This window comes from Microcoleus sp. FACHB-SPT15 (genome assembly GCF_014849525.1).
GTDB lineage: Bacteria > Cyanobacteriota > Cyanobacteriia > Cyanobacteriales > Coleofasciculaceae > Symplocastrum > Symplocastrum torsivum.
Genome location: NZ_JACJNU010000055.1, coordinates 1 through 25,649 on the forward strand (window position 1 = coordinate 1; position 25,649 = coordinate 25,649).

Genomic DNA, 25,649 nt, shown 5'->3' on the forward strand with positions numbered 1-25,649 from the left:
TGCTTCTTGAGGATGTGATTCGATTCTTTCCAAAGGACTTGTCATTACTAGATGCACGGAATTCTTAATTATTCTTTCATCATCCCACAGCTTTTCTATTAAGGATAGGTCTATTGAATCGAACTCTCAGCAGTTAGCAACTTACTTATCATGCTAAGAAGAAGCTTTGTGGATGTCCAACACACAATTGATCACCAATTAACACCTTAAAAGTTCAAATGGAATTGCGATATCTCCGTTACTTTGTCGCCGTAGCTGAGGAACTTCATTTTGGTCGGGCAGCACAACGACTTCACATGGCTCAGCAACCGCTCAGTCGTCAGATTCGTGATTTAGAGTCCCAAATCGGTGTAGAGTTGCTCCATCGCACGAAACGCACTGTACGTCTAACCCAAGCAGGGCAAGTCTTTCTCACAGAGGCAAGAAAAACACTCGCCTGTGCTGAACACGCTGTGCGATTAGCGCAACGTACAAGTCGAGGGGAAATTGGAGAATTTGCTGTCGGCTTTACGGGTCCAGCTTTAAATAGCGTGCTGCCTAAAATTGTTCGTTTGTTCAAAGAGCGATATCCACAAATCGATTTAGCACTGGAGAGGCTCCAAACAAATGAGCAAGTTGAAGCACTTGCCTCTGGTCAAATTCAGGCAGGGTTACTACATCCACCGATAGAGAATGACACGTTGATCTTAGAAACGATTCATCGAGAGGGTTTAGTTGCAGTTTTGCCGGATACCCATCCATTGGCTGAGGCTAGAACAGAACCCATCTCGATTAAAGAGCTATCGAATGAACCTTTCATTTTCTACCCACGTCATGTTGGTCCGGTTCTCTATGACCGCATGATTAGCTTATGTCAGCAAGCAGGCTTTAGCCCAAATATTGTGCAAGAGGTGATTCCTCAGCAAACCATTCTCGGTTTAGTTTCAGCGAACATTGGTATCTCCCTACTTCATGCATCTGCACAAGCCTTTGCACCCTCTGGAGTCGTCATTAGGCAATTATTAGAGCCAACGCCAGAATTGGAACTTGCTGTTGCTTGGTATCCCGATACTGTGAGTTCTGTTTTATCTTCTTTTTTAGAGATAGTTAGGGAAGTTGCGTTTTCACCCAAGCTCTAAACGCTTTCATGGCTTTATTTCTGCCTAGCGTTTTACTCTGATTCAGATATTGTGGGATTATCTCAACTAGAGGTAAGTTTAGGAAATTCGCGCTAACCTCAGACACAATGTATTTACCGTCTTGTAATACATTAATTTGCAACTCCCCTTTCTCAAAACGCCAAAGTTCAGGGACTCCTAGTGCTTCATAGATATTAGGATGAGTCCGAGAGGTTACATCAATTTCTAGTGCTAAATCGGGAGGTGGATCTACAGCTAAATCTATTCTGTCTTTCCCTCGAACTACGGCTTCATTTTGGATATAAAAACAGTTGTCAGGTTCTATCCCTTTAGTCATCTCCTGATTTTTGAATGTTGTCGAACCCAAGGGACAAAATTCAATATCTAGCTCTTCGAGGAGTGCTTTCACTAAATCGCCAATATTTTCTTTACTACGTTCATGAGCGGGTAGGGGAGTCATAATCTCCAACGTTCCATTGTCATAAGCAATTCGAGCAGTGCGGTGTTCTCCTAAATCCTCCAAAATCGTTTCAAATTCCTGCCAACTTACATCATGTAGCAGTACCCGTTGTCCTGGTGGTACACTGATGCGCTTGAGTTCTAATAACATTCCTCAGTTCCCACTACATCTAAAACCAAAAATCAACACGGTGCTGTTCTCTGTCACTACAATTCCTCTCAGTTGTAGTTCACACTAGTTGTTGCTTAGTTTAATATCCCCCAAGCATTCCTCGCCGTTTTGCCTGCCGCTCAGCGAAACGGAAAATCAGCAACCCTACAGTAAAATACCCAATCCCGTTCAGCAAAGCCAATCCAAACTGAGCAAGGTTCAACGCCTCACCCCGTGCCATCAAATCTCGCAGTAATCCAGCACCTGCTGTCATCGGTAGCAGCCATCTAAATACCTGCAATGAACCCGCCCAAGTTTCTGTAGGAGTTGCAATCAAAAACAACAGTCCAAACTGGATGATTCCGATTAGCTGCTGAACCCGCTTGAGCAGTAGCGCTAAAGAACCCATGATAAACGCTAGACCATATGCTCCTAGTAATACTGTAAATAGAGGAAGCAACAATGTTGGCGGAAATTCCAAGCGGCTTCCGGTAAGCGCCATAATAATCAGCACAATGCATACGATAATTGTCAATTGCAGCATTAAGCTGGCTAAGGTTCGCATCACAAAGACTTTTGGCGCACCAAACGGTGAGAGAAATAGCTGCTCTAGGGTGCCAGTCTGAGCTTCATATTGTAAGCCCCCAGCAATGTCGGTCATAATGAACAGCACCAGACTCCAAAGCACATACCCAACAACGATCGCATCAAGGCGATCGCCAAACTGCAATGAAGGACCCGCAATATAACGGGCGCTTAAAAATAATCCATAGAAAATAGATGTGGTAATTACCACTCCCCCAATCGCCTCAGTTGGGTAGCGAATAAACTGAATCCAGCTACGCCGCAACTCAGCAAGGAACAGTTCAAACATCACTTCCTTCTCGCACTAATTTCAAAAAGATTTCTGTGAGGTCGGCTGTGTCCTTTTTCACCTGTACTAGGGGTAAAGGCTTAAGAACATCTAGTACCAAATACAATCCTTCGGGACTACCTGTATAAACAACTTTCCCGGCTTGGACTGTTGCGCCAACTTCGCTAAGAGTTCTAACTCGTGAGGCGTTGAGTTCACCTTCTACCTCAATTGTGTAGGCTGTGCCGGAAAACTGTCGGATCAGGTCACGAGTGGGTGAAGAGGCAATGATTTCACCGTTTTGGATAATCGCTACTCGGTCTGAAAGTTCCTCTGCAATGTTCAGTTGATGAGTTGTGAGGAGGATGGCGCAACCTTCTTGTGCGATCGCTTTTACTAAGGCTTTGACATTCTGTGTCGCTTCCACATCCAGCCCCAAGGTTGGCTCATCTAAGAGTAGCAGTTTGGGTTGATGGATTAACGCAACTGCGATCGCAAGCTTCTGCTGCATTCCTCGCGAAAGCGCTTGAACCCTCGTCCGACGCTTGGCTAAGAGGTCAAATCGCTCTAAAAGTACCCTGCCACGCCGACGAACTTCAGCGCGATTCAGCCCTTTTAACACTCCAAAATATTCTAAGTTCTCCTCAGGTGATAGCCGCCAGTAGAGGTTACGATTACCTTCTAGCACAGCACCCACGAGGCGTAGGGTTTGTGGGTTATGGTGAGGGTCAAGTCCAGCAATTCGCACTCGACCAGCATCCGGTCGAATCAGCCCCGCAATCATTTTAATTGTGGTTGTCTTTCCTGCCCCATTGGGACCCAAAAACGCCAGAACTTCACCAGCCGCTAGGGTTAGGGAGACGGAACGCACAGCTTCAACAAGCTTGCCTCCGTATCGGTAAGTTTTTCTGAGGTTGTCAACCTCTAGTGCTTTCATGCCACCATTATCACTCGGAACTATTAAATAGTGTAAAGCTCTCTCAGGGTATGGAAGGCAAATGCAAGTAGATGGCTGTTGCTTCTACTAGTGCAGCACGGCGGAAATAACTATCCAGTTAAAAAAGGTTGAAAAGCTTACTGTGCAGGCTTTCTTCCCTTCTACCCTCTGCCTCCTATCTTCTGCCTTCTTGCACTAGTAGGGTTGGTACAAAATCTCTAATGCCCAAATCTAGGGCATTGCACAAATATCTGTTGAGAAGATAAAGATATTGATTCGTCTCTCCCAAGAAAGAGGTAGAGAACTCTTGAGTCGGTAAAAATTCAAGTAACATCTTGACATAAGAGGCTTGTTGTGTGGAATAAACAGGAGGCAAACTTTGGTAACGCCTTTATGTGGTCAGGCATTGATCCAAAGAAGGTTAAGCAAAGAATACAAATGATTACTAACCAGATTGAGGCGGTTCTACTTAAATTTGAAACTCAAGTTGACGATACCTCTAACAATCGTAAATAGCTATCTCTATGTTCGGGTGCATCTCCTCAATCGCATGAACGTAAGAATCTCTATTGATAGTAGGACTTGTTAGAAATAGGTTTACAAGTCTTGTCTGTTTGATACCTCATCTGTCCATTAGACTTACTGTTATAAGAAACTTTCCCTACCAAAATTCATCAGTTAGCTGGAAACGCAAAGATTTGAACTTATGCGGGGCAAAAATGCGATCGCACCCTCCCTCTTGAGCAACAATAAGAGCAAGCCTCAAGTAGCGCAATGACGGATACGCTGGGCAAAATCAAAGAATTCGTTAACTATGCTCGTTCCCTCAAAGGTTATGAAAAGGGTGAGGCACAGGTGTTTTGCGATCGCCTTTTCCAAGCGTTTGGTCATCGGGGATGCGTTGAGGCAGGAGCAAAGCTTGAATATCGGCTGAAGTCGAAAGGGAAGCACACAAAGTTTCCAGATTTAGTGTGGCGTCCAAGGCTTCTTCTAGAAATGAAGAGTCGTGGTGAGAAGCTTGAGGAACATATTCAACAAGCTAGGGAATACTGGGATGAGCTTAAACCCCAGCCTCGATATGTTGTTCTCTGCAACTTCGATGAATTCTGGATTTACGACACTACGCTTCAGCTTGAGGAACCCGTTAATCGGGTGAAGTTAGAAGAGTTACCCCAACGATATGCTGCGCTGAATTTTCTCTTCGCTGGAAATAGTGATGTTGATGAACACAGGGGTAATTATTACGAGAATATTCCTCCCAGTGGTGCAGTGCAGTTGTTCGGGCGCGAACAGGAACTTGGAAGGCTGCATCAGTTGTTGAATCCCTCTGCCCACCTTACCAAAGGGGGAGAACAACAGAATAAGCTGACGATTGCCGCAATTGTAGGCATGGGCGGCGTTGGCAAAACGGAACTGGCGATGCGATATGCGTGGCAGCATTTACAAGGTTTGGGTGATGGTGCAGGTGGTGTTTGCTGGGTAGATGCCAGAGATGGCGATGTTGGAATTCAACTGGTTAATTTTGCACGTAGTCTCTTGAACCTGAACCCGCCAGAAGATTGGGATTTATCAACTCAGTTGAAGTACTGCTGGCGAAATTGGCAACCGGGAGACTGGCTGATAGTTATCGATGATGTCACCAACTACAGGCAGCAGGTAAATCCTTATAAGCCGCCGGAATCATCCCAGTTTAAAGTGTTGCTCACAACGCGGGAAGAGTTGGGGCGACCTGTAGAACATTTAGCGCTCAATAAACTGCAACCAGAGGCAGCACTGGATTTATTAACATCGCTAGTTGGCGCGGAACAAATTCAAAAGGAAATAGATATTGCGGAACAACTCTGTCGTCAGTTGCTGGACTATTTGCCTTTGGGATTAGAACTGGTGGGACGCTATCTGGAGCGTGACCCAGATTTGTCGCTCAAGGCAATGCTGTCTCTACTGGAGAAAAAGCGGCTCAGACACAAATCAGTTCTCGAAGCTGGCTCAACGATGACTGCTCGACTGGGGGTTGCTGATGCCTTTGAATTGAGTTGGGAGCGATTAGAGGAAAATGCTCAATTTTTGGGCTGTCTACTAAGTTTGTTTGCCTCAGCTGATATTCCTTGGGATTTGGTGAAGCTGGCTTACAGCAATATGCCTTCCTCGGAAGATGAGGAGATTGATCTAGACATACTGGAAGAAGCTAGAGCTGATTTAGTGCATTTCAACCTGCTACAACGCATAGGTCAGGGAAGCTACCGCCTTCATCAGTTGATTCGGCAGTTTTTGCAGGAGAAACGAGAACAGTCAGCTAAGGTAAATACTTGCAAACAAGGGTTTGTATCGGCAATGGTGGCAGTAGCAAAGCGAGTTCCTGACTCGCCCACCCGTCAGCAACTTCAGGCAGTTGCTCCTGCTATACCTCATGTGGCAGAGGTAGCTAAAGACAGAGACTTAAGGGATTTGTTAAGCGACGAGGATTTAATTAAACCTTTCACAGGCTTAGGCAGCTTCTATGAAGGTAAAGGGTTGTACGACCAAGCAAAACCCTGGTTTGAGCAGTGCTTATTTTTCACTCAAGCCCGTTTTGGCTCAGACCATCATTGTGTAGCAACCAGCCAGAACAATCTGGCACTTCTCTACAATTCTCAGGGTCGCTATAGTGAAGCCGAACCCTTATTTTTGCAAGCTTTGGAACTCCACAAACGCTTGCTGGGAGAAAACCATCCCAATGTGGCAAACAACCTGAACAATCTAGCAACTCTCTACGAAAATCAGGGGCGCTACAGTGAAGCCGAACCCTTGTTTTTGCAAGCTTTGGATCTCACCCAACGTTTACAGGGAGAAGCGGCTCCTTTGGTAGCAGCCACTCTAAACAATCTGGTAAGTCTTTACGAAAATCAGGGACGCTACAGTGAAGCTGAACCCTTATTGGGGCGAGCATTAGAACTTGCCCAACGTTGGTTGGGAGAAACTCATCCCATAGTGTCCGTCAGCCTGAGCAATCTGGCAAAACTATATCATTCTCAAGAGCGCTACAGTGAAGCTGAATCCCTGTTCTTGCAAGCCCTGGAACTTTCTACACTCTTACGAGGAAAAGACCATCCTGATGTAGCAACCAACCTAAACAACCTAGCGAATCTCTACAATTTTCAGGGGCGCTACAGTGAAGCTGAACCCCTATTGTTACAAGCCATACAACTCGCCCAACAATTACTGGGAGAAGACCATCCTGATGTAGCAACCAACCTAAACAACCTAGCGAATCTCTACAATTTTCAGGGGCGCTACAGCGAAGCTGAACCCCTGTTTTTGCAAGCCTTGGAACTCACTAAACGCTTGTTGGGAGAAAATCATCCCAAAGTGGCAACCAGCCTGAATAATCTGGCAAGTCTATACAGTTTTCAGGAGCGCTACAGCGAAGCTGAACCCCTGTTTTTGCAAGCCTTGGAACTCACTAAACGCTTGCTAGGAGAAGACCATCCCCAGGTAGCAGCCAGTCTAACCAATCTAGCAAAACTGTACTGTTATCAAGGACGTTACAGTGAAGCTGAACCCCTGTTTTTGCAAGCCTTGGAACTCACCAATCGCTTGCGAGGAGAAGAGCATCCCGATTTGGCAGAAAACATGAGTAGTCTCGCCAACATCTGCTACCTTCAAGGGCGATACAGAGAAGCTGAACCTATGCTAGCAAAGGCTTTGGACATTTATCATCGATGCTTAGGGTCAGATCATCCTCAAACTGTTAGTTGTAGGGATAATCTTGCAATTCTTCATGATATTCTCAACTCCACAGCAATAAACTTGCCCAATTTTAATCAGAAAGTCAAGAAAAGCAATTCTAAGAAGAAGGGCAAAGGTTTTGGCAAAGGATAAGCACCTAAATGAAGAGGATTGAGAAGATTAGCACTGTAGGCGATCGCACATTCCCATCTCAGGTTAGAACTACGAAAATTGGTTAGTGAGGCGTTTTCCTAACTCTGGCTGGAATCTCAACAGTGGGATTTACCTGAATGCGATCGCACATCTTCTCTCCAGTAACGAAAAGAGCGATCGCCTATCCTAAATTTAGAACTATAGATAAGCCAAGACAACGATGACCCTTGTAATCTCCGACGAAGTTCTCCAAACCATCCAACTGTCCGAGAGCGAATTACTAACTGAAATTGCTATTCTGCTCTTTGAGCAAGAACGATTTACTCTCGGACAAGCCAGTCGTTTTGCCAAGATGAACCAACTTCAGTTTCAACGATTACTTGCCAGTCGCCAAATTCCGCTACACTATGATATTGCTGAACTCAGAGAGGATGTCAAAAGTTTAGAAGCCAACAACTGGCGATGATTGTTGTTAGCAATACATCCCCCATCAGTAACCTTGCTGCGATCGGACAGTTAGAGTTGTTGCAGCAACTTTATGGCAATATAATTATCCCACCTGCTGTCTATCAGGAACTCATTAACTCCGGTGACACAGATCCAGCGACACTCGCTGTTCAAACCTTAGACTGGATTCAAACTCAACCTGTTTCGGATCGAGTTCTGCTAGAAACCCTACAAACTAATTTAGATCCAGGTGAAGCAGAAGCAATTACTTTAGCAGTAGAGATTAATGCACAACGCCTAATTATTGACGAACGAAGAGGTAGAAATGAAGCCATTCGATTAGGGTTGCAAGTGACTGGGCTTTTGGGAATAGTTTTAGCTGCTAAACAACAAGGGCTAATTGCGTCAGTACAGCCTATTTTAGATGATTTAAGAGCAAATAATTTCTGGATTCGTGACGCTTTGTATGCAGAAGTCTTACGCTTAGCTGGAGAATAGTAGACCTGACTTGGACTGAGGAAAGTGATCGCACCTCCTCTCTTGGGCAACGAAAAGAGCGATCGCACCCTACTCTAACTCATCCGGGTCAATATTTAACTCACGCAGTTTTGCCGCAAGCCGTTCAGCTCGTTGCTCAGCTTGTGCGACTCTAGCTTGAGCAGTGGCGGCTTCCTCACTAGGAGTTAGAATCAACTCTCCTGAAGCCGTAAACCACCTTAACCACAAGCGTTCCACGTTTTCATAACGACCTTGCCATAAGCCTAAACGTAAGCCCAAGTGAGGAACGAGCAATCCTTCTTCCCCTACCTCTAAAGACTCGTATGCCCCCCCAACCAGTCGAAATGCCTGGAGTTCATTGGTATAACGACTGAAAACAAAATAGTAAGGAACCCGCAAAATCTGCTCGTACACTTGCCATTTAGTTGGTGGTTTCCCCAGTTGCCGTACAGTCCGTCCCAAATCCTCATCTTCTGTGCCTGGGGATAATAACTCAACCACCACAAACGGACTCACCAGTTCTTGCCACATCACATAACTATTACGCAGGTCGCGACCTTCATAAAGTCGGGAAACTCCCACCACGGCAAACCAATCTGGGCGTTTATACCAATTGAGATGGCGAAGATCGTAGTAAAGATTGATATCAGCTCCGATGAACACCTCATCTAGGTCACAATTAGTCGGCTTGAATGTGTGTCGTAATAGCAGTGGTTGGTATCCGTGATACTCGTCAGGCAAACCTGGCTCCTCTGGATCTTCGCTCTTGAGATCATACATGGTTGGTAAGGTTAGCCGAGGTGAAAGAGGCGGATCGGATTGAGGCGGTAGACTTTGGAAGCTAGTCATGATTAATCTCCAAAATCGAGGACTTTTAAGATGCTGTCTCTGGGTTATCTTCCTATTGTGAGTGAGATGACTCAGCAGAACACCCAAAGGCAAGAATGTGCTTCGCAATCACCTCTGGTTGCTCAAATTGCGGGGCGTGTCCGCAGCCTTTGAGTTCATGCAGAATGGAGTTAGCGATCGCGTTATTAAATTTCTCCCCATCACCCTTTCCTAGAAAGTTATCCAACTCCCCCCACAAAATCAGCGTTGGCTTGTCAATTTGGGTAATCTGTGACTCCTTTAAGCTGTAACCTCCCGTTTTTGTAAACGTGAGAATTGATTCATACCAACCTGGCATTTCTAGAGGCAACGTCGTACACAGCAAGGCATCCACATAGGCAGCATCTCGATTACGATCCACTTTCGCATTTGCCAACGTCTGAAGTTTCAGGAAGCGCCACCATTCCATTGCCAAAGTGTCAAAGGGAGGAAACAAAAATTGACCAATTGGAAAGCTCCCACTGAAGCCAACACTATTAATCAGAACCAGTTGCTTGACACAGTTTGGGTAAGTCAGGGTAAAGTCTATTGCGGTTGCTCCTCCCATTGATGCTCCTACCAGAATCACTGGCTGATTAATCAACGTTTTCCAGAAGCCGTAGAGATGCTTCTTGATTGCCAGAGGACTAAATGGTGTTCCCGTCAACCGCTCCGTAAAGCCGAAGCCTAATAAATCAACTGCCCACAACTCGTTATGAGCGGCAAGCAGTGGTATCAGGCGAAAGAACTCCAAAACAGAGCTATCAAAGCCGTGGAGTAAAAGAATTGGTGTTCCCCCGCTACCTTGCTGGATATAGCTTGTAGCAACGGGTTGCCCAAGAATAGGTGTTGCAATACTCTGACGCAGGAGACTTTGGGCAACTGCAATACAGGTAGAGTCTTTGAGTTGGGTAACAGATGATGGGAGAAAATCAGGAAACATAGACTAGACGACAAAAAAGGGCAGGTACAAGACCTACCCTTACGAGTATTGTGATGTTGTCAAACTGTTAGACCAGTTTCAGGTCTGGATACGCAGCCAAGATGTCATCAGTAGTTAGAGTGTCACCTTCAGCTTGTGGAGTCCAGAGAATTTCTACAGCCAATAAGCGATCGCTAGAAATGCTACCCATCTGACGAATCGCTTGACGTAGCTCATCGGAACTGTTGATGGTTGGGAGTTCTAGCTTGCCTTCAGTACCCACCAAAATCGTAACGATGATGTACTCACCTGGCGCGTCTGTTGCCACTAGCTGCCCACCACTACCCGGTAAAGCGGCTTTGGAAGTGCCTTCTCTAAGCTGATTGTTCACGTTCGAGAGGGTTTCTTCAGTGAACTTGCTGCGCTCAGCCAGTGCTAGTTGATTAAACTTTGCTTCAGCGGCTTCCAGTGCTGTTTGTTGGGATTGAGCCGCACCGTAGACCCAGTATTCAGGGTGACGTAGTAAAGCTAGAGTAGATTCTTGGAGAAGTTGCGCTCTACCTACCGCAGAACCTGTATCGGCACCAAGACCTATCTCATTGAGTTCTTTTTGAAGACCACGAGCATTGGCGAGTAAACCCACTTGCAGACGCGCTACCGAAATCTTAGGGTTGCTGTAACCGGGAACGTCATTGTCACCACCCTGACCCACGCGACGGAAAGTCTGCACCAGGAAATTGGCAAGCGCAAAGAAAATTAGGATACCAAACAAACCACCGAATCCGCCTCCAATGCCAAAGAAGGGAAACAGAAAGGGAAATCCAATTCCACCACCAGGATATCCATAGCCATATCCACCACCATATCCGCCACCAGGTGCGCGATAGCCACCACCAGGAGGCGAGTAGGTACGACTGCTAGGTGCCCGGAAGGAACCGCCACCCATCCGACCCCCAGTACGAGCCGCGAGGGCATTGCTAGCGTTGCCTAGTACTAGGGTAAATATAAGCCCAAAGACCAACAGGGATTTCAAAAGTGGTTTAAAGGCTGAAAAAAGTTTTTTACTCATAAGAAAATTGTTCCTGTCCAAGCTGAGTTATACTTTAGCGGCTCTGATCTCTTAAAACATCTTTCGACCGACAAGTCTTAAGGAAGGAAGCCGATTCAAGGGAGGGTAGTAAGAGTCTTAACCTCTCCTTCTTTAATTTAGCGCTACCCCTTATCCGCTCAACGTCACAGACTGGAGAGATTTCCGAAGATTGCCGTACTTAGGCGTGGGAATTGGGACTTGGGAATTGGACTTTCTCGCCTTGATGCACTAGCCGCCCCCAACAATTGTGACAATTTCAAGATTGTCGCCTTCCTGCATCTGAGTTTGCGACCAAAACTGTCGATGCAGAATCTCACCGTTGTATTCCACAGCAATCAAGCGTGGATTCAAGCCAAGCTGTTCTAGCAGTTGGGGTAAGTGAGTTTGTTGTGGGCAGGTACGGGATTCCCCGTTGACTTGAAGGGTAATTTGAGTAGTGTTATTCGACATGAGATTGAGAAACGCGGGCTTCAAGACTACGGAGAGTTTGTACGCGAGTGAGTTGGGAGAGAAAGTACTGGGTTACGAGAGTAGGCTGTTCTGCCTGCATAATTGCCCGGACAATTGCCACGCGCTGAGCACCCGCCCCTAAGACATCATTAATATTACTGGGGTCAATTCCCCCGATCGCAAACCAGGGAACGGAAGCGTGCTTCGCGGCATACTGTATGTACTCCAAACCCGCTGCCGCTTTACCAGCTTTTGTGGGTGTCTCGTACACGGGACCAACACCAATGTAATCTGCCCCTTCTGCGATCGCGCGTTGCATTTCATCTGGGTTAGTCGTAGAGCGACCGATAATACGCTGGGGTCCGAGTAGCTGCCGTGCTAATGCAACCGGGACATCCTGTTGTCCTAAATGAACGCCATCTGCATCAACCGCTATGGCTAAATCGACGCGATCGTTCATGATAAACAACGCCCCGTAGTGGTGGCACATTTGGCGCAGTTTTTGGGCATGAGAGAGTTTTATCGAGTCATCTGCCACTTTTTCGCGGTACTGTACCAGCGTTAGTCCCCCTTGGAGAGCCGCTTCTACAGTGAAAAACAATTGGTCTGAAGCCGAAGTGACTAGATAAAGACGCGATCGCTCTAATAACTGATGACGGCGGTAGGCAAGTAAATTGCTCTCTAGGATATAAACCTGATAGCGCATTTGCTTAAAAGCCGTACCCATATCCGGGTCATAAAGCTTGCCATATTCTTCCAAGACCCGTAACGCCTCTTCAACACGGCAAAGATTTGCCTGTAATAGATGCTGGATACTAGAACGTTGTTCTTCCCTAGGATGAGTCAACTCAGTACCTGGGTCGCCTGGGGTATCCCGCGAGGCTCGAAGTTCCTGACTATGCCAACTAGCTAGTTCCTGGCGCATTTGCTTACACTCAGCCGCCATTGAGGCGCTGTTTAGACCAAAACGACACCATTCTTCGACAATTCGTAAGCCTTCTCTGGCTCGGTCTAAATTGGCATCTAAAATACGGCAAATCGCTGGCTCTTGCAATCTACGACCGTTATACTGATCGCTCATCGCGAACTACTCCATGATTTTTAATCGTGACAGTGCTTCTCAAGAAGATTCTGACTAGGTTAGTTTGCCGCACTTCGTCGAGCCGATCAAACATCCCAAAGATGTTTGTGTACTACTGACGATACTCTTGAACTCGTTATTTTATACAACAGGAGAAAAAAAGACGACGGCAAATGATAAGTTTCATCGTACCCTCAAGGTCGATTAACCTTGCTCTGCACCCATGGCTTATATGAGAACAGTTGAGTTTCTGGAATAAAAATATAGTGTAGATGCTATTGGGGTATCAAACCGCTCTCGTGGAAAAACGCATCGGCTTTGGCTTAATTGCCTCCTGATACAGATCAGTGGAGAAGGTGGCGGTCAACTTTTACTATTCACAATCGCTTCTGAGCAATCACGTAAACAGCCTGTTTTTCTACGTTCAAACTATAAATACTTGATGAAAGTTGCTTAAACTTGTTGCTGATTTCCGCCGATTGAAATAACATCTATATCAGGTGTAATACGTGTCATACATTGTATGGCAAATTGAAAGGTATCGCAGGATGAAAGGAGTAGGCTGACAACCACAGTCTTCTTGATTCAGCCGTCCTACGGGTTGCATACACCAGGGTTATCTCTTTTTTTAGCTTCAATTTCATCAGTTATCTATTCGCTTAATTCTTCTCTAAATTTTCATTAATGAGAAAAGAAGTCTAAAGCGGTGTTTTGCTTAACTGATAAGCTTTTCATGCCAAAGCAGATCTACTACCCCCTTTTGCAGAAGCTAACAAAAACTGATAGACACATTCTTGTGTCTATTAGGGAAGCACAGCTATAAAGTTATATCCAAATCTAACTTGGAAGTAAATTCGCTCTTTTTTATCTAGGTAGTAGTCCTGTCAGCAAAAGCATTCCCACACACACCACGTAGAGAGTTCTAAGAATGCTAACAGCATCACAGTATCAAGCTGGGCAATTAGGGAATTTGCTCCGAGATTTACAACATGAGCGTGCTGGCGGCTCCATTTATATAGATACAACCGCCAATCCCGATCAAAAACCAAGGTCTCGTGTTCTAGTTTTGAAAAATGGTGAGATTGTTTATGGAGGCTTAAGGATTCCTGATAGTAATCAAGAATTTGTCCGAATGATTGGGGTAAAGTCCAGTTATAGCTGGGCTGACACTGCTATTAAATATACCGCGCAAAAGTTAGTAAATCCCTCATCCTTTCGAGAACTTTTAGACCGAATTGTGCGGATACGAGTATTCAAATGGGAGGATATTGAAACCGTTGTCCATGCTCAAGTTGTGCAAGTGCTAGAGCAATCATTGCCTCATCCTGGACAGTTACGGTTAGATTTTACGGTAGAGTTTGACCTTAGCTATGGCAAAGACGGTCATGGTTTGGACTGGTCTAGAGTCATGCAAGATGTCACTTCTCGTCAACAGGAATGGGCTGCACTTGCTCCTGTTGTCCCCTCAATGGATGCTGTTCCTCGACTTTCACCACGCGGTCTTTTTGTAGTTACAGACAGCAAGGTACAGCAGCATTTACAGCAGTGGGTGAACGGGGTGCGATCGCTAATTGATATTGCCGAGAAATTAGGCGAAGACCCTCTGGAGTTGGCGCGGTCTTATATGGCGTGGGCAGTATCAGGCTGGGTCGCCTTTGGGGAAGATGCACCTGTAACCCAAGAAATTGCTATAACCCAAGAGCAACGTCCGATTGTTCTGAGTGTTGATGACTCTCTTATCGTGCAAACCATGATCAAGCGGACTTTAAGCGATCGCTATCAGGTGTTGTTGGCAAGTAAAGCTGTAGATGCCCTGAAGGTAATTAATACTAATGCGATCGCGTTGCTATTGTTGGATGTCACGATGCCAGATATTGATGGCTTGGAATTCTGTCGCACGGTACGCAGCATTCCAAAATTCCAGAATCTGCCCATTATTATGCTCACGGCACGAGATAAATTCTCTGATAAACTCCGAGGTCAAATTGCTGGTGCAACTCACTATTTAACCAAGCCAGTTGAACCTAATCAATTAATCAAAATTGTAGATGAATGTGTTGGGAACAAAAACATTACTGTTTGCACTTAAATTTAGAACATCTTGAGCATATCTTCATTTGTCAAAGCCCTATCTTTATGTCTTCTAGTTCAACCAATAAATATACTATTTATAAGCTATTCATTTCAAACTACAATTTATTTTCAAGATTTACTCACTTCCTGAACACTTCAAAAACGCACCATGAAAAATAAGCAATACCTAACATTTCGCTTGCACAATCTGCAATACGGAATTGAGGCGGCGCTAGTTCAGGAAATCTTCCCACTTCCGGAACTGACACTCATTGACAAAGCTGTCACTAATATTATCGGAATTCTGAATTTTCGAGGGCAAATTGTCCCAATCCTGCATCTAGATTTACTCCGGCAGTATTCGGTAAAAAGTTGCCATCTTAGTGATTATATTATCGTTATGCAGTGGGAAGGATTACAGTTTGGTCTGGTAGTTCACCAAGTCAATGAAGTGCTAGACGTGAACACAGAGGCAATAGAAACTGAGCCTTTTTATGAATTACTATGTGATAGTGATGCTGAATTCATTGCTGAGGTTGCCAAGTTAGATTTAGGCAACATTGTACTGCTTGATCCTAAAACATTAACCAATCAACTCGATGATATACTTCCTTTAATCTGGGATGCACAAATGCAACTAGATATAACAACATCATCTTCAAATAGTGATGTCGTACAGCAGCTAGGACAGGATGTATTACAGCAGAATACAGAAATCCAAACTCATGAGACTTTTACTAGCTTCTACGACCTATACTGCTTTGAGGTAACTCCTGAAGAAAAAGCGATTTTCCGGCAGCGGTCTGATAAACTCAGACAGTCTGTTGAAAGCTTACAGGTAATAAATGAGCTAATACATTTAGCAGTAATTGGCTTTGAGAACGAATACTTTGGACTGAATTTAGAATTAGTCCGGGAGTTTATTGATATTGACAACTTGATACCAATTCCCTGTTGTCCGAACTATATAGTCGGCAACATGAATTTGCGAGGAGAAATTGTCACTTTAGTGGATATTCGCAATATTTTGAATCTTCCTACCCCTCCAGTCGGTATTGGTTCTCCGGCAGTGGTAGTTCAGGTTGACGATATTGTTACCGGATTGCCTGTAGATCGAGTTTTGGAGATGGTTGAGCTGAACTCTGCTGACATCACACCATTACCCACAACTATCTCCGATGTTGGTGAGCAGTATCTCCAAGGTACTGCTTTTTTTCAGGAGAAATTGCTAAGGGTTTTAGACTTACCCAAAATTTTTACAAAGGGGGAGTTAATAGTGGATGAAGAAGTCTAAGAGCAGGCTTCTGAAAGTAGATGCCAAAGAGAATCATTATTCAAACAGACAAAGAACATAGGAGAAGTTGCAATGAAAATTACTACACAATTACAGGCTACTGTTGTTGGAATCTTAATTCTAGGTGTTGGCAGTGTTGCCACTGCTTTTTTCACGACTACAGGTAAAGAAGGCACCGTAGTTAACCAGGCAGGTATTGTTAGAGGTGCTTCTCAAAGACTGGTGAAGTTAGAACTTAGAGGTAAAGAAAGTGATGAATTAATCCAAAGGATCGATAAGGTAATCAAGGGATTGATTAATGGCGACAAAGACTTAGACTTACCCAAAGCAACTAATAAAGAGTTTCTTGAGCAAATGAAGCAAGTTGAAACTAAATGGGTAGCTCTTAAAAGCACAATTGAGGAAGTTAGACAAGAACCAAAATCGCAGAATGAACTTTTTACACAAAGTGAAGATTTTTTCAAAACTACTGACGATGCAGTAGCAATAGCTGAAGGAATTACGAAGGAAAAAACGCAAAGCTTAAGAACAACGCAAATCGCTATTTTTGTCATAAACGTGCTGATTCTGGTCGCCGTCTGGCTGCTCGTTCGCAATATTACATCAACCTTGCAAAGCTTTGTTGGCACTATTGGTACCACATCAAATCAAATCGCCGTATCAGTTGCACAGCAGGCAAGCGCAGTTAGCGAACAGGCGACTTCAGTCCATGAAACCACGATAACAATAGAAGAACTAGGAGCTTCCTCATTGCAATCAGCAAACCAAGCTGAAGCGGCGGCTGAGGGAGCGCAGAAAGCCTTAAACTTTGCTGAGGAAGGAACTAGAACAGTTGGTTATACGATAGAGGGAATCGTTAATCTGAAAGACCAAGTAACAGCGATCGCTAACCAAATTATCCGCCTTAGCGAACAAACCGATAAAATCTCCACAGTTTCCGACCTAGTGGCAGATTTGGCGAACCAAACCAATATGCTAGCTCTTAACGCTGGTGTAGAAGCCGCCCGTGCGGGCGAACAGGGAAAAGGCTTTGCAGTGGTAGCTGGCGAAATTCGCAAACTGGCAGACCAAAGTAAGAAATCAGCCGATCAGATCAACTCTCTGGTTAATAAAGTGCAAGCGGCGATTAACTCAACGGTTATGGTAACCGATGAAGGCACGAAGAAAGCAACGGCAGGTATTGAACTGGCTGAAGAAACAGGTGATATGTTCGCAAGTATCGCCGATGCCGTTAACCAGGTGTTCCTCAACACTCAACAGATTGCTCAAACGGCTAAACATCAGGCTGTTGCTGTGCAGCAAGTTGTAGCCGCCATGAATGTTACCAACTTAGGAGCAAAAGAAACAGCCGTTGGCATTATCCAAGTGAAAGACGCGACCAACGACCTCAACCAAGCGGCTGAGAATCTTGAGGCTGTGGTTTAAACAAGCGAAGTTGTAAGCGAAGTTGTTTGGTTTGTTGTTAGAAACCCTACAGATGCTAATGATGTATTGCTCTAGGTTACTACGGGTTTGAAATAAGAATGCCCTACTTATTAGGAACGTTCGCGTCTCTCTCCACTTTGATGTTTTCTTTTTTTCATACTCAATTATCGGAGCCTGAAACTTAGTGTCGTTAGTTGTTAAAAAAGCCGCTCCTAACAACCAACAATCAGCAACTAACAACTACTTCCTGAAAGTCATGATGATAGAAGACGAAGAACTACGCAATCTTTATAAAGAAGCCAGTGCCGACCATATCCAGAAAATTGAAGCTGGATTAATTTATCTAGAAAAAAATCCTCTAGATCAAGCCAAACTGGAGCAATTACTGCGAGAAATGCACTCGCTCAAAGGTGATTCCCGGATGTTGGGTGTCAAAGATGCAGAAACCCTTACCCACCAAATGGAAGACATTCTAGGGGCGGTTAAGCGGAGTGAGCGAGTTTTAACCGCCCAAGTGATGAACTGTCTCTATCACGGACTGGATGCTATTCGTAAAATTGCCCAGGAAGCTGTCACGGGACAAGCGGCAGGAGTAAGTGTCTTTCATGTCTTAGCTCAACTCATGGGGGCTGACTCAGACGAGGCATTGCCGGAAATTCAGGAAACGGTTGCCCAATCCAATGTTGCTGCCACTACTCAGTCGATTGCGGAGCAACCTTTGGTGTTCGATGAGGCAGTCCAGGACAGTGAACCAGGGGAACCCACAGCAGAGGCTCTTGCTGTCTTGAGCGATTACCAGATTGACACCATCCGTGTTGAATCTCAAAAGCTCGATAAATTATTGACTCAAGCCAGCGAACTAGTCGTTACCAAAGGTCAAATTAGAGACCGAGTTGCTGAAATTGACCAAATCATGGCTCTCTGGGAAGAGTGGAAAGAGGAAGCATCTTTTAGCCGTTTGACATTTGACGAGTTGGAACGACAGTGGCAAGCTCCCGAACTGCAACCCCTGCAAAATTTCTACAACCTGGTTGAAACCCGTATGGATCAACTGGGAGTTTTGCTGAATCGACTCCGCGCGACAACATCTGAATATAACGCCAAACTGGAAACCGTCGCCAATGAACTAGAGTCGGGAATTCACTCTCTCAGACTGTTACCATTTTCGACGATTTTTAACCTCTTTCCCCGTACAGTAAGAGATTTAGCTAAGCAGCAAGGCAAAGAAGTCGATCTCCAACTCGAAGGTGGAGACCTCAGTGTAGATAAGCGGATTCTAGAAGAAATGAAAGACCCGTTGCTGCACCTACTTCGCAATGCGATCGATCATGGCATCGAAACACCCCAAGAGCGTCAGAGTCTTGGCAAACCTGCGATCGCAACAATTCGCCTCCGAGGTTATCAAGTTGGTAGCACCGTTGGCATTGAAATCATAGACGATGGGCGTGGTTTGGATGTCGAAGCCATTAAACGGGCGGCGGTGGAGCGTGGGATTCGTTCGGCTCAAGAACTGGCTCAAATGTCAGCGGCTGAAATTCAATCCTTAATTTTTGCCCCCGGATTTTCCACCCGCACGGCTGTCACTGAGATTTCTGGTAGGGGAGTAGGCTTAGATGTCGTGCGGGCAAACGTTGAACGCCTTAAGGGAAGCATTCAGGTGGAATTTACACCACTACAGGGATGTTTGTTCCGCATCATGCTCAATAGCTCTTTAGCTACTACGGATGCTTTGATTGTACAAGTCGAGCCTAATGCCTATGCCATTCCTGTGGCATTTGTGGAATCAATGCAGTTGGTGTCTCCTCAGGAAATCTTTACCACGGCTAGCGATAGCGAAGCGTTAGCGAGTCTTCGAGCGTCAGCGGTAGCGACGTTAGGAGCGTCAGGCAGCCAAACGCTTCCATTCCAGGGAGAGTCTGTCTCGGTTGCTTGGCTAGCCGATTTATTAGGCTTACCCGTAAAAGCGCCAACATCCACTAAAGCACTGCACGCTGCCTCAAAAACCTTACCCTGCATTATTTTACGGATTGGCTCCGAACGTTTGGCACTGCTGGTAGATGCAATCTTGGAGCAACAAGACATTGTATTGAAGCCTCAAAGTCAGTTGCTCAAGCGGATTCGCAACATTTCGGGGGCAACTATCCTGAGCACTGGAGAAGTTTGCATGGTGCTGAATCCGGCTGATTTATTCAAGTCAGCACAGAAGACAATTGTGTCTGTCACTGTTAAAGAGTTAGCCCAACAAGCACAAGTCAAACACAAGATTCTCCTGGTTGAAGATTCAATTCCCATCCGTACCCAGATGAAGCGGATTTTGGAAGGTGCTGGTTACGAGGTTACGGCGGCTGTAGACGGTGAAGATGGCTTCAACAAACTAAGAATGGGGAGTTTTGCGGCGGTTGTCTCAGATGTGCAAATGCCCAATCTGGATGGACTAGGACTCACCGCTAAACTTCGCCAATTCCAGGAGTACAAAGATTTGCCTGTCATTTTGGTAACAACCCTTGCCTCCGAGGAGGACAAACATCAGGGGCACCAAGCAGGCGCAAGCGCTTACATCACTAAGGGTGATTTTGAGCAAGGTGTTTTGTTAGATACATTAAGGAGATTGATTTAAATGGCAGCCAACAAAGTGGTTCTCGTTGAAGATTCCCCCATTGCTTTGGAAATTCTGCAACGCTTACTTAGTTCTTCAACAGAGGTTGATGTCGTCGGTACAGCACGCGATGGTGTTGAGGGTCTGGAGGTAATTACTAGGACGAAGCCGGATGTCATCTGTACAGACTTTCACATGGAAAATATGGATGGTCTGGAATTGACTAAGCGCGTCATGGCTGAAGACCCCCGACCCATTTTGGTCATTAGCAATTTTGTGCAAAAGACAGATATTGATAATGTCTTTCGCCTGCTGCAAGCCGGAGCTACAGATGTTTTTCCTAAACCTAGAACTGATTCCCCTACCGATTACGAGGGGCTTAAAAGTGCGCTGATTACCAAGATCAAAATCCTTTCCACAATGAAAGTGACCCAAAGACGGCAACAAACGGCTTCGCTGACTGCTCCTGCTAAGCCGATCGCATCTGGGGCGTTTTCAGGAATGCAACCGCTGATGACGAATGTCAGCTCCCGCGTTAAGGTGATCACGATTGGGGCTTCCACAGGTGGTCTGCCAGCCATCCAGAAGATTATCTGCCAACTGCCAGCGAATTTCCCATTGCCAATCATTTGTACGGCACACGTCAGTCAAGGTGTTTTGTCAGGAATGGTCAATTGGTTGTCTTCTGAGTGTGGGTTGAAGGTGAAAATTGCTGATGTGGGCGAGTCTCCTTCACCAGGAACCGTTTATTTTGCCTCAGAGAAAAACAATCTAGAATTAGACAATCGGGGCAAGTTCATCTATTCAGACTGTCCAGAAACCGATAAGCATTGTCCCTCTATCTCAGCGACGTTCCGATCAATCGCTAGGTTCTATGGCAAGGCAACGGCTGGCGTGTTATTAAACGGGATTGGTCGTGACGGTGCAGAAGGCTTACAGGCAATTGCTCAAGCCGGAGGCATCACAGTTGGTCAAGATGGGGGGTTTGGCATGGTCAAAGAAGCGATCGGTCTGAATGCTGTGCAACAGGTGCTGGCAATTGAAAAAATTGCCCCGTTCTTGCTGAAGACCATATCCGGATAATTAGGCGACTCGCTTGGGGGTCGTATCAAATCAGATTCCAACCTTTGTAATTGTCACAGTAGATATACTTTGACCCCCAAAGCAGCATTGAGCAAAATAAATAGCAACTTGGGTTAGACCCTCACCCACTGGATAAAGTCAGGCTTGGTAGCATTGAAAACATCTTTATCCTAAAAAAGGAAAATTGCTGTGTCTGCCAAAAACCCCTTGCTCAATTACATTAACGGAGAGTGGTGTACTTCTAAGGCGACTGAATTTCTAGATGTCGTAAATCCCGCTACGACTGAGGTTCTAAGCCAAGTTCCTTTATCGCCAAAAGAAGATGTAGAGGCGGCGACTGTTGCGGCGCAGACTGCCTTTACTAGTTGGCGGCGTGTCCCACCAACTGAACGAGTACAGTACTTGTTTAAACTGAAATTCCTCTTAGAGGAACATATTGATGAGTTATCGCGCACAATTACCTTGGAGTGTGGGAAAACTCTAGCGGAATCCAAAGGAGAGTGGCAACGTGCGATCGAGAATGTGGAAGTTGCCTGTGGGATTCCTACCTTGATGCAAGGTTACAACTTGGAAGATGTTGCTCGTGGGATTGACGAAATTATGATTCGTCAACCTGTGGGAGTCACAGCGATTATTGCGCCGTTCAATTTTCCGGGGATGATTCCCTTCTGGTTTTTGCCTTATGCGATCGCGTGTGGCAATACCTGTATTATCAAACCCTCAGAGAAAGTCCCTCTAACCCTGCAAAAAGTCTTCGAGTTACTTGAAAAGACTGGCTTACCTAAAGGTGTCGTTAATCTGGTTAATGGTGCTAAAGATGTTGTGGATGCCATCTTAGAACATCCAACGATCCGAGCGATTAGCTTTGTCGGTTCTTCCCCTGTCGCCCAGTATGTCTACGGGAAAGGTGCAAGTTTTGGGAAACGGATGCAATGTCAGGGAGGGGCAAAAAATCCGATTATCGTCCTCCCCGATGCCGATATGGAAATGACCACCCGAATTACTGCCGATAGTGCCTTTGGTTGTGCGGGACAACGCTGTTTAGCGGCTTCTGTAGCGGTGACAGTAGGAGAAGCCCGTCATCAGTTTACCGAGGCAATCACCAATGCGGCTCAAACACGAGTGGTTGGATATGGCTTAGATCAGGCGACACAAATGGGGCCCGTCATTACTTCACAAAGTAAAGCTCGAATTGAGCAGTTGATTCAACAAGGCGTAGATGAAGGTGCGGCTGTGCTAGTAGACGGACGCAGTCCAAAAGTTTCAGGTTACGAGCAGGGAAACTTTATCAGACCCACAATTCTGCAAAATGTCAACCCCAAAAGTGAATTAGCTCGCACAGAAATCTTTGGGCCTGTGTTGGGTTTAATGCACTTGGAAACCATTGAGGATGCGATCGCGTTAGTAAACAGCGGACAATGGGGCAACATGGCTTGCTTATTCACCAACAGTGGTGCAGCAGCGCGACAGTTTCGCTACGAAGCCGATGCAGGCAACATTGGCATCAATATTGGTGTCGCTGCGCCAATGGCATTCTTTCCCTTTAGCGGTTGGAAAGATAGCTTCTATGGAGATTTACACGGACAAGGACGACACGCCGTAGAGTTCTTTACTCAAACTAAAGTTGTTGTTGAGCGTTGGCCGAAAACTTGGTCACGTCAGTTCTAAAATAATTGAGGCTGCCGAATCGGAATTTTAACAAAAAAGTCTGTACCTCGTCCTAACTCAGACTTGTAATCGAGGTTGCCGCCATGATGCTGCACAACGATTTGGTAAGAAATAGACAACCCTAAACCTGTTCCCTCGCCGACTGGTTTAGTTGTAAAAAAGGGGTCAAACAAGTGTTTTTTAGCTAGCTCTGTCATACCTGATCCATTGTCACTAATTCTAATGACGACTTGGTCAATTGTTAGTTGTCCATTGTCCGTTCGTTGTTGGGACTGACTCCTAATAACCTGAGTGTGGATGGTAATACAAGGAACGTAGGACGATGCCAAAGATTTTGGTGCGTTGTAAGTGTTGAATGTTGACTCTTCGTCACCCTGGAGGGCTGCTGTTTGATCGCATACCTCCTCTGGAGATGAGTTGAAAGCTTCTAATGTGGCTACGGCTTCTTCCGTAGCCATTACGCTATTTTTCTGTGTGAAGGATTTCACATTAGCTAGCGTCTGCTTGGCATAGGATAATTCTTCTAAAGAAGTCTCTCCGCTAGAATTGGGCGTTTCAGTTTCCTCCACCAAGGTTCTTGTCTTTTCACTCGACGCTTGCAGTGTCATTCCTTTGTACTGGATCGCATCGATCGCATTATTCAGAATATTTAGAAACACTTGGTTCAACTGCCTGGGGTAACATTCTACCTGCGGCAAATCGCCGTATTCCTTAATCACCTGAATCCTAAGCTGCTGTCCCTTTGCCTGAAGGCGATGCTGCAACACTAAAAGCGTACTATCAAGACCTTCATGAAGATCAACAAGCTTCATCTCTGCTTCGTCCAACCGGGAGAAGTTCCGTAGACTAAGCACAATTGCATTAATTCGAGATGTTCCACTCCCCATAGATTCCAAAACTTTTGGGAAGTCTGATGCAATAAATTCGCAATCATTCTCCTCGGCATAATTCTCAATCTCTTCTCCTGGATTAGGGTAGTGGTTTTGATATAGCTGCATCAATCCTAAGAGGTGGGTTAGGTAATTGGTTGCATGGGCAAGGTTTCCCTCAATAATGCCAAGCGGATTGTTAATTTCATGCGCTACACCTGCCACCAACTGTCCAAGTGAGGACATTTTTTCACTTTGCACCAGTTGTACTTGAGTCCGTTTCAAATCACGTAGAGTCGAGTTGAGTTGTTGATTGGCTTCACTCAAATCCTGCTGGTACTGATACAAGCGCAAACCCGCACGGACTCGTGCCAATAACTCATTCAGGTTAACAGGCTTACTCAAAAAATCATCAGCACCCGCATCTAACCCTTCGACTCGATCTGCGATCGCCTCACGAACGGTCAGTAAGATAAAGAATATATTTGCCAGCTCCGGTGATGCTTTCACAGAACGACAGAGTTCCACTCCGTCCATCAATGGCATTACCCAATCACAGATAATTAAAGCTGGATGCAACTGCCTCGCTTGTTGTAGTCCTTCTTCCCCATTTTTGGCTACAGATACCTCATAGCCAGCCAAATGTAGCTCTCGTCTGAGGAGTAACCGCGTGACGGAATCATCTTCAACCAGGAGAATTTTTGACATAGTTGCAGCTTTCCAAATTGACAAAAAAAGGATGTCAGTACCTTTGACTTCTTCCCGATAAATTCAGCTTGCTAGTTAACTGTGCGATCGCTTAACTTTTGTCAATAAAGGCTTGAATTCGATCCAGAATCTGCTCTAACTCATTGACCAGCGTTGCTGCACCCACTAACTGGTTTTGTTTCGCCTGACTTTCTAGTTCGGCAGAGAGTTCTGGCATCTTGTAAATAGCGAGTGTAGCACTTGAACCTTTAAGCTGATGAGCACGACGAGCAACAGCGACACTATCTTCGGCTGATAGGGCTAGCTTAATTTCTGCTAAGTAAGTTACAGCATCTTCCATAAAAACCTGCAAGAGTTCTTGCTTAAACTCGACATCGCCTCTGGCTAGGTCATCCAGGTGTTCCAGATTTAAGGGCACCTCGTCAACGTTTCTAGGTGCAAAAGGGGAAGAGTTTGAAAACATAGAGAGGCGAGAGTTATGCAAGATCATCTGTTCTGAGTTTTGACTTTTCTCCAGCCACGGCTCGATGGCAGGTATACTGTACCGAGAGCTTAGGGGTAGCGAGTCATCGAAAGAGGATTGGGTCGTAGAAGGATGCGGAGCATTCACAGGTTGGTTTTTTAGCTCTGTTTCCCCAGAGAGGGTATAAATCCAGCGCTCTAAAACTAACTCTAATTCTTCTAAGGTTACTGGTTTACTAATATAATCATCCATACCCGCTGCCAGACACTTTTCGCGATCGCCTAGCAGGGCATGAGCTGTCATGGCAATAACGACAGTACGGTGAGATGTCCTTTCAAATTCCCGTAAGAGCCGTGTCGCTTCATAGCCATCAAGAACGGGCATCTGGCAATCCATCAAAACAATATCGTAGTGCGTAATCGAGGAAGAGGCGATCTTGTGTTCACTCACCCTCTCTTTCCAACTGCCAGCATTGCCTGTACGCCCCATCAACTGGTCAAGAGCTTCTTTCCCATTAACTGCACAATCAGCCTGATAACCTAGCACTTTGAGTTGATTGAGGATGACTTTCTGGTTAATCGGTGTATCTTCGACCAAGAGAATTTTCACCCTTGAGCGTTGGGCAATCGCGGCGAGGTTCATTGGTGAAGATTGACGCTGACTCAACGGCAGACTAGTAGAAACATCCGGGTTGGATACCTCATCATCAGGCATCAAGACTTGCCTCAAGCAACCTAGC

The 25,649-nt window shown here is 45.5% G+C and carries 20 protein-coding genes and 1 pseudogene; 10 read left to right on the forward strand and 11 right to left on the reverse strand.

Features of this window, described 5'->3' with window-relative positions; translation table 11 throughout:
• The first annotated feature begins 218 nt into the window (after positions 1-218).
• On the forward strand, positions 219-1,118 hold the full coding sequence (locus tag H6F98_RS21615; protein ID WP_192220782.1) for a LysR substrate-binding domain-containing protein: 900 nt from the start codon (positions 219-221) through the stop codon (positions 1,116-1,118).
• On the opposite strand, the gene H6F98_RS21620 is transcribed toward H6F98_RS21615, so the two are convergent.
• The 3 genes from H6F98_RS21620 to H6F98_RS21630 form a co-directional block, all read right to left on the reverse strand.
• A complete protein-coding gene (locus H6F98_RS21620; protein WP_192220783.1) occupies positions 1,087-1,728 on the reverse strand; it encodes a Uma2 family endonuclease in 642 nt (213 codons plus the stop codon). The two genes, H6F98_RS21615 and H6F98_RS21620, sit on opposite strands and share 32 nt — an antisense overlap.
• 100 nt (positions 1,729-1,828) lie before the next feature.
• Positions 1,829-2,602 carry an ABC transporter permease gene (locus tag H6F98_RS21625; protein ID WP_192220784.1) on the reverse strand — a complete coding sequence of 258 codons (774 nt, stop codon included), beginning with the start codon at positions 2,600-2,602 and terminating at the stop codon, positions 1,829-1,831.
• A complete protein-coding gene (locus tag H6F98_RS21630) occupies positions 2,595-3,518 on the reverse strand; it encodes an ABC transporter ATP-binding protein (RefSeq protein ID WP_192220785.1) in 924 nt (307 codons plus the stop codon). Before H6F98_RS21630 ends, H6F98_RS21625 begins: the two co-directional genes overlap by 8 nt.
• Before the next feature lie 774 nt (positions 3,519-4,292).
• On the opposite strand from H6F98_RS21630, the gene H6F98_RS21635 reads away from it, so the two are divergent.
• The 3 genes from H6F98_RS21635 to H6F98_RS21645 all read left to right on the forward strand — a co-directional run bounded on the left by H6F98_RS21635 (position 4,293) and on the right by H6F98_RS21645 (position 8,321).
• On the forward strand, positions 4,293-7,376 hold the full coding sequence (locus tag H6F98_RS21635; protein WP_199348792.1) for a tetratricopeptide repeat protein: 3,084 nt from the start codon (positions 4,293-4,295) through the stop codon (positions 7,374-7,376).
• 220 nt (positions 7,377-7,596) lie between these two features.
• Complete coding sequence (locus tag H6F98_RS21640) at positions 7,597-7,842, forward strand: UPF0175 family protein (RefSeq protein WP_192220786.1); 246 nt, start codon at positions 7,597-7,599, stop codon at positions 7,840-7,842.
• Complete coding sequence (locus H6F98_RS21645) at positions 7,839-8,321, forward strand: DUF3368 domain-containing protein (protein ID WP_192220787.1); 483 nt, start codon at positions 7,839-7,841, stop codon at positions 8,319-8,321. The genes H6F98_RS21640 and H6F98_RS21645 overlap by 4 nt, the downstream gene beginning before the upstream one ends.
• Before the next feature lie 69 nt (positions 8,322-8,390).
• Here the strand turns inward: H6F98_RS21645 and H6F98_RS21650 are convergent, their stop codons facing one another.
• The 5 genes from H6F98_RS21650 to H6F98_RS21670 all read right to left on the reverse strand — a co-directional run bounded on the left by H6F98_RS21650 (position 8,391) and on the right by H6F98_RS21670 (position 12,731).
• Positions 8,391-9,170, reverse strand: coding sequence for a Uma2 family endonuclease (locus tag H6F98_RS21650; RefSeq protein ID WP_192220788.1), 780 nt, complete (start codon positions 9,168-9,170; stop codon positions 8,391-8,393).
• A 52-nt stretch (positions 9,171-9,222) separates the two neighbouring features.
• Complete coding sequence (locus H6F98_RS21655; RefSeq protein WP_192220789.1) at positions 9,223-10,131, reverse strand: alpha/beta fold hydrolase; 909 nt, start codon at positions 10,129-10,131, stop codon at positions 9,223-9,225.
• 67 nt (positions 10,132-10,198) lie between these two features.
• Positions 10,199-11,179, reverse strand: coding sequence for a DUF1517 domain-containing protein (locus H6F98_RS21660; RefSeq protein ID WP_192220790.1), 981 nt, complete (start codon positions 11,177-11,179; stop codon positions 10,199-10,201).
• Positions 11,180-11,428: 249 nt separating this feature from the next.
• Positions 11,429-11,650 (reverse strand): sulfur carrier protein ThiS, encoded by a 222-nt coding sequence (gene thiS / locus H6F98_RS21665; protein WP_192220791.1) that lies wholly within the window; start codon positions 11,648-11,650, stop codon positions 11,429-11,431.
• On the reverse strand, positions 11,640-12,731 hold the full coding sequence (locus H6F98_RS21670; protein WP_192220792.1) for a thiamine phosphate synthase: 1,092 nt from the start codon (positions 12,729-12,731) through the stop codon (positions 11,640-11,642). Before H6F98_RS21670 ends, thiS begins: the two co-directional genes overlap by 11 nt.
• Positions 12,732-13,659: 928 nt before the next feature.
• On the opposite strand from H6F98_RS21670, the gene H6F98_RS34495 reads away from it, so the two are divergent.
• The 6 genes from H6F98_RS34495 to H6F98_RS21700 all read left to right on the forward strand — a co-directional run bounded on the left by H6F98_RS34495 (position 13,660) and on the right by H6F98_RS21700 (position 22,870).
• Positions 13,660-14,820, forward strand: a complete 1,161-nt coding sequence (locus tag H6F98_RS34495) for a PleD family two-component system response regulator (protein WP_192220793.1) — start codon at positions 13,660-13,662, stop codon at positions 14,818-14,820.
• A gap of 153 nt (positions 14,821-14,973) precedes the next feature.
• Complete coding sequence (locus H6F98_RS21680) at positions 14,974-16,098, forward strand: chemotaxis protein CheW (protein ID WP_192220794.1); 1,125 nt, start codon at positions 14,974-14,976, stop codon at positions 16,096-16,098.
• A gap of 72 nt (positions 16,099-16,170) precedes the next feature.
• The gene (locus H6F98_RS21685) at positions 16,171-17,523 is read left to right on the forward strand and encodes a methyl-accepting chemotaxis protein (protein ID WP_192220795.1); all 1,353 of its coding nucleotides are present in this window, start codon (positions 16,171-16,173) and stop codon (positions 17,521-17,523) included.
• A 184-nt stretch (positions 17,524-17,707) separates the two neighbouring features.
• Complete coding sequence (locus H6F98_RS21690) at positions 17,708-20,140, forward strand: hybrid sensor histidine kinase/response regulator (RefSeq protein ID WP_396812870.1); 2,433 nt, start codon at positions 17,708-17,710, stop codon at positions 20,138-20,140.
• Positions 20,141-21,202, forward strand: a complete 1,062-nt coding sequence (locus H6F98_RS21695; RefSeq protein WP_192220796.1) for a chemotaxis protein CheB — start codon at positions 20,141-20,143, stop codon at positions 21,200-21,202.
• Between the two features lie 189 nt (positions 21,203-21,391).
• Positions 21,392-22,870, forward strand: coding sequence for a CoA-acylating methylmalonate-semialdehyde dehydrogenase (locus H6F98_RS21700; protein ID WP_192220797.1), 1,479 nt, complete (start codon positions 21,392-21,394; stop codon positions 22,868-22,870).
• Here H6F98_RS21700 and H6F98_RS33665 read toward each other — a convergent pair.
• The 3 genes and pseudogenes from H6F98_RS33665 to H6F98_RS34655 form a co-directional block, all read right to left on the reverse strand.
• Positions 22,867-24,447, reverse strand: coding sequence for a response regulator (locus tag H6F98_RS33665; protein WP_242058639.1), 1,581 nt, complete (start codon positions 24,445-24,447; stop codon positions 22,867-22,869). The genes H6F98_RS21700 and H6F98_RS33665 overlap by 4 nt on opposite strands.
• A 91-nt stretch (positions 24,448-24,538) precedes the next feature.
• Positions 24,539-24,937, reverse strand: a complete 399-nt coding sequence (locus tag H6F98_RS34650; RefSeq protein ID WP_396812947.1) for an Hpt domain-containing protein — start codon at positions 24,935-24,937, stop codon at positions 24,539-24,541.
• 189 nt (positions 24,938-25,126) lie between these two features.
• Positions 25,127-25,624: pseudogene (locus tag H6F98_RS34655) on the reverse strand (response regulator); the annotation flags it as partial.
• Positions 25,625-25,649: the final 25 nt, after the last annotated feature.